The sequence below is a fragment of the Sediminispirochaeta bajacaliforniensis DSM 16054 genome, assembly GCF_000378205.1.
GTDB lineage: Bacteria > Spirochaetota > Spirochaetia > DSM-16054 > Sediminispirochaetaceae > Sediminispirochaeta > Sediminispirochaeta bajacaliforniensis.
Genome location: NZ_KB899457.1, coordinates 1 through 4,685, shown reverse-complemented (window position 1 = coordinate 4,685; position 4,685 = coordinate 1). Strand labels below are relative to the sequence as shown.

Annotated in this window: 7 protein-coding genes; 6 read left to right on the top strand and 1 reads right to left on the bottom strand. The window is 39.4% G+C overall.

From position 1 onward, the window contains the following. Positions 1-378: 378 nt before the first annotated feature. The 5 genes from F459_RS0121700 (at position 379) to F459_RS0121680 (ending at position 3,990) form a co-directional block, all read left to right on the top strand. Positions 379-1,077 carry a hypothetical protein gene (locus tag F459_RS0121700; protein ID WP_020614743.1) on the top strand — a complete coding sequence of 233 codons (699 nt, stop codon included), beginning with the start codon at positions 379-381 and terminating at the stop codon, positions 1,075-1,077. 16 nt (positions 1,078-1,093) lie between these two features. Next, positions 1,094-1,702, top strand: coding sequence for a hypothetical protein (locus F459_RS0121695; protein WP_020614742.1), 609 nt, complete (start codon positions 1,094-1,096; stop codon positions 1,700-1,702). A gap of 75 nt (positions 1,703-1,777) precedes the next feature. Continuing rightward, a complete protein-coding gene (locus tag F459_RS0121690) occupies positions 1,778-2,380 on the top strand; it encodes a helix-turn-helix domain-containing protein (protein ID WP_020614741.1) in 603 nt (200 codons plus the stop codon). Between the two features lie 91 nt (positions 2,381-2,471). Further along, positions 2,472-3,314: a phosphatase PAP2 family protein gene (locus F459_RS22910; protein WP_020614740.1), complete on the top strand. Its 843-nt coding sequence runs from the start codon at positions 2,472-2,474 to the stop codon at positions 3,312-3,314. 19 nt (positions 3,315-3,333) lie between these two features. Beyond that, positions 3,334-3,990, top strand: a complete 657-nt coding sequence (locus tag F459_RS0121680; RefSeq protein ID WP_020614739.1) for a phosphatase PAP2 family protein — start codon at positions 3,334-3,336, stop codon at positions 3,988-3,990. A gap of 186 nt (positions 3,991-4,176) precedes the next feature. On the opposite strand, the gene F459_RS0121675 is transcribed toward F459_RS0121680, so the two are convergent. Then, positions 4,177-4,389, bottom strand: a complete 213-nt coding sequence (locus tag F459_RS0121675) for a hypothetical protein (RefSeq protein ID WP_020614738.1) — start codon at positions 4,387-4,389, stop codon at positions 4,177-4,179. 96 nt (positions 4,390-4,485) lie between these two features. On the opposite strand from F459_RS0121675, the gene tnpA reads away from it, so the two are divergent. Continuing rightward, on the top strand, positions 4,486-4,685 hold a 200-nt coding region (gene tnpA / locus F459_RS22905), incomplete at its 3' end, for an IS66 family insertion sequence element accessory protein TnpA (protein ID WP_033302329.1).

The window sequence follows — 4,685 nt, the reverse complement described above, 5'->3', positions numbered from 1 at the left end:
TTCCGTTTTTTACGTGGTCGTGAGGGCTCCGTCAGATAGTAGTGAACCATGCGTTCACTTTTCCCGAGGGATTCAGCGATTTCTCTGATCTTCTTGCCCTGTCGTTTCAACATCTGTGCTTCATGCATCAGTAACTCCAGCATTGTAGGGCGTACTCCTTGTTTTTATGATTGTTTGGCTACAACCATTACAAGGCGGTACCGCCCTTTTTTTCAAGCCGGAGTCTGCAATTTCATTCCGGTGTTTTCCTGCAATTTACCTCCGGTGGCGACAATATATAATAATAAAACTAAAATAGTTGTATAAAAATCAATTATTAATAATAATAAGTGAAATTATACTTGTGTATAAAAAATTTCAAAGGAGTAGGTAATCCACATGAAAAAGTTTGTACCAATAGTTTCAATCCTTGCTTTGTTTATTCTGTTGGCAACTTGCAGTAATAATAAGGAAGCCGCGATTAAGACACTTCCCAAAGCTACTGTAGACGAAACGAGCCAGTTTGGTGTCGACAAAAACATTAATGTCAATACCATTGATGAGTGGGTCGGAAGAGATGATGTTGCTTATGTTGATGTACGAATGCTTATTGATCCGGGTGACTATTCGGCCATTGGAGGGGATCCTGTATTATCGGGAACAATTGAAGGTTTTGAGGTTGTTCCGTATCCCTTTCTGGCAAATTTGAGTGGCTTACCCGCAGCCGTTGCTGCCACGCAATATAATGGTCCGACCCTTTTTTCATTGACATGGGATGACACTGGTGCCATCGATACCGTCAAAGCCAATTTCAAAGAATCTAAAATGGTCATAAAGGACCTGTTTCCTGAAGATAAGGCTATTTTTCTTATGTGTGGAGGCGGTGGATATGCGGGCATGACCAGAGGGTTGCTAATCAAGCTAGGATATAACCCTGAAAAACTTTACAACATAGGAGGTTTTTGGACATACAAAGGTAAGAACCTGGAGCACGTGAAAGTATCTTATGGTGAAAATAATAAATATGACTACAATGCCCTGCACCGGCTTAAATATCATCTGATCCAATTCAACCAACTTCATAAGGTTGAAGAATAAGGCAAGGTAGAACAAAATGAAAAAAACTACGTTATATCTGTTTTTTAGCATACTGCTTACCGCTTTTCTTTTCTTTAATGGTTGTAGTAGTTCAACGAAAGAGGCTCAGTATCCCAATTTTTCCAGTAATGAAATAATCGAATATCAGCATCTTAAACATGGTCTTTCTGAGCCTTATGCCGCCGTAATTCTCTACGAATATGAGATGGACAATTATACAAAATATCAGATAAGCTATCTTTCTTGTAATTGTCGTGCTGCTTCAGAGAACTATCAGCACCTACTTTATGTAGAAATTAATAACAATAATGATACTCCGGAAGAGGCAACGATTCGAAATATTTCATTTCAGTTTTGGGGGGATAGTCCCGTGAATCCTGAGAACGGAATTACCTATAATGAAATCAAGAATGAATTCCTGCCATATTTACAGTACAAAAGTAAAGCTGAAATTGATAAGATGACTTCATTGAAGGATATTACTGATGCAGGGCAGGTTGAACGAAATGGAGAAAAGTTTGACTTTGTTGATGCATATACGGGAGCATCTGTTTCAATTGATAATACTCTTTCGGTACTGCGTGCTCTTTTCAAGTATCATACAGCCAAATATTATAATTCATAAACATATGATAATATGAGCGGATTCTTGCTGGAATCCGCTCCTTCGATCTTCGATAACAAGGATTCAATGGAATAAATGGAATTTAATGCAAAATTGCAGCAACTAAGAACGAATGCCGGATTAACACAGGAACAATTAGCTGAAAAGCTTTTTGTCTCCAGAGTAACTGTGTCAAAGTGGGAATCAGGACGCGGCTATCCTAATATTGAATCACTAAAGCTGATAGCAAAGGTCTTCTCTGTATTAGTAGATGAACTGCTTTCTGGTGATGAACTTATAACTATTGCAGAAAATCAGACTCGTGAGGCTTCAAGAAATATTTGTTCATTAGTCTTCGGTGTTCTGGATTTTATGTCCGCATTACTCCTTGTGCTGCCTTTTTTCGGAAATCAGAAGGGTGAGCATGTAGAGTTCGTGGCCCTGCCTGCGTTAAATATCTCATATGATATACTACTGGTTTCTTATATTGCAGTAATCACAACTACTATCTTTGGGGTAGCGGAATTGGCAATGCAGAATCTCAAGTCACCATTCTGGCTTCGTTTGAAAATAGGTATCTCATCCTGCCTGTCCGTATTTTCTGTTCTCCTTTTCATCATGACCCGCCAGCCCTATGCATCATCATTTTTACTTTGTTTGTTGGTACTAAAAGGAATTTTACTGATAAAGAAAGAATGATACCAAAAGTATCACTGATGTAAACAAATATTTCTGGTTCCTCCTGTCACTCTGTGGCTAACTGCTCGAAATGACACACAGGAGTAAACCAATGCATAAAAAAAAATCCGTAACGGCCGTATTTATCTTGCTCGCCGCGACTTCATTGTTTTCGTTTGATGGTGCTGTAGATGCAAAAAACAACGGTTCTCTATTTAATCTTGATCCAATCCTTGAAGGAATTTTGTTTGCTTCATCTGCCGGACTGAACGGGATAGTACTTTATTTTGATAAGGTTGGAGAAGTTAACCATTCCAAATTCGACGGAAATATCATAGACTCGTCGCAAGTAAATGGATTTGATCAACTATTGATGAATTCCTACTCATCGGCAATCGATAAACTCGGAACATACTTCGGAATTGTTTCAATATTAACGCCAACAATACTGCTTGTAGCGCCCATGGATCAATGGCTCACCATTGGAACCATGTATGCGGAGACTATAACGCTTGCATACGGCTTCAAAGAGCTTGGGAAAATTTGTATCAACAAAGCTAGACCCTATATGTATTTTGAAGGCTTTCCCAAGGATGCGGTTAATGACCACGACTGGAACAAATCCTTCCCGTCTGGGCATACGACAATGTCTTTCGCCGGAGCTTCTTTTACAAGTCTTGTTTTCAGTAAGTACTTTCCAAATTCTAAATGGAAAATTCCGGTAATCGCATCTTCATATGTCATCGCATTTAGTACTGCCGCCTGTCGAGTCGCCAGCGGAGATCATTTTTTAACCGATGTGATTGCCGGAGCCATAGCAGGAACCGCCTGCGGTTTTTTTGTCCCCTGGATTCATAGTTTGAACATCAATACCCAAAAGGTAGGTACTAATAGTACTTATGATGTTTCTGTCCAGGCGATACCAATGGGCGCTGTCCTTTCCATAAAATACTAATCCAATACGAGAAAATAAAATGAACAAACGTAATCAAATTAATTATACTATTACTGCAACTCTCTTTATTGCATTTATAACCTTAACATTTATGATAAAGAACATTGATATAAAGCCAATAGGCCCCGAAGGGACAAGCATAGGTCTATCATCTATAAATCATTTTGTCTTTAATTATTTGGGTGTAACGCTTTTGTGGTATTATCTGACCGATTGGCTTGGGCTGGTCTCAATTATGTTTGCATGTGCCTTTGGTGTGCTTGGATTGGCTCAGTTAATTAAACGTAAAAGCCTGAAAAATGTCGATGCCGATATCCTGCTGCTTGGACTGTTTTACTTAGCAATTATCGGTTGTTACATAATGTTTGAAAAAATAATCATTAATTATCGGCCTATTCTGATGGATGGAGAACTTGAAGCATCATATCCATCAAGCCATACAATGATTGTAGTCAGTATTATGACTATGTCGATGATTCAGTTTCATCACCGGATCAAGAGGAAAAAATTTATTCGGCTTATCGACATTTTTTCTATTCTGATTATTGTCGTTACAATAATCGGTCGGCTGCTATCGGGGGTACACTGGCTCACTGACATCATCGGAGGAGTGTTACTTTCTGCGACGCTAAACATGCTCTATTATTCTATCATATACACTTGTAATCAAGTATGAAGTTATTACTAAAAAAATCCGTATCTGAAACTGAAGGACTATCAAGCGCTCTTGATGAGATATGAAGGATAGAGAAAAGGAACAGGCTGCAGCAGACAGAGGTTCTGCCCTGGTCGGCATTGGTTGGCGTCCACCCTTTTTCCCATTCTCCCTATCGTCGGCAGGTGATGGCTCTTCACTCTCTATTCAACATTGTTCCTCACTATCCCAGACAGCAGGGACGACTTCTCTCAGGGCAACTGCATTTACTTCCTCCCTTTTTTCGTTTTGGTAATCCCAAGGATCTTGGGAGTCTACTCTCCCAGTCTCGATGTTCATATATATATTTGCATCTGCCCCTCCCTTCACTCCAATCTGTCGGTCGATTACAAAACCGTCACAAGGCTGATAATTATTCATAAACCCATCGTTAGGAGTAACCGCTCCATAAACCCCACCTGCACAAGGGAAAAGAAAAAGAACATTCTTTCAATAGATTTCACTATTGGAGGAGAAATGAAAACTACAGAATCGGATAAAGAACTGCACAAACAAATGTGGAAAGAAAGCGGATTGAGTAAAGCGGCCTATGCCAGAGAAAGTGGTCTGAACACCCAAACCTTCTACAGCTGGTTCTATACCGAAGAGCTAAAGAGAGAAAAAAATCAAAACACATTTGTTGAAATTGTCACTAAGAACGATGCCCAAGATAAGGA

Excerpts from the sequence above, each read along its gene's own strand:
- F459_RS0121700 (WP_020614743.1), top strand. The coding sequence starts at position 379 with ATGAAAAAGTTTGTACCAATAGTTTCAATCCTTGCTTTGTTTATTCTG.
- F459_RS0121695 (WP_020614742.1), top strand. The coding sequence starts at position 1,094 with ATGAAAAAAACTACGTTATATCTGTTTTTTAGCATACTGCTTACCGCT.
- F459_RS0121690 (WP_020614741.1), top strand. The coding sequence starts at position 1,778 with ATGGAATTTAATGCAAAATTGCAGCAACTAAGAACGAATGCCGGATTA.
- F459_RS22910 (WP_020614740.1), top strand. The coding sequence starts at position 2,472 with ATGCATAAAAAAAAATCCGTAACGGCCGTATTTATCTTGCTCGCCGCG.
- F459_RS0121680 (WP_020614739.1), top strand. The coding sequence starts at position 3,334 with ATGAACAAACGTAATCAAATTAATTATACTATTACTGCAACTCTCTTT.
- F459_RS0121675 (WP_020614738.1), bottom strand. The coding sequence starts at position 4,389 with ATGAATAATTATCAGCCTTGTGACGGTTTTGTAATCGACCGACAGATT.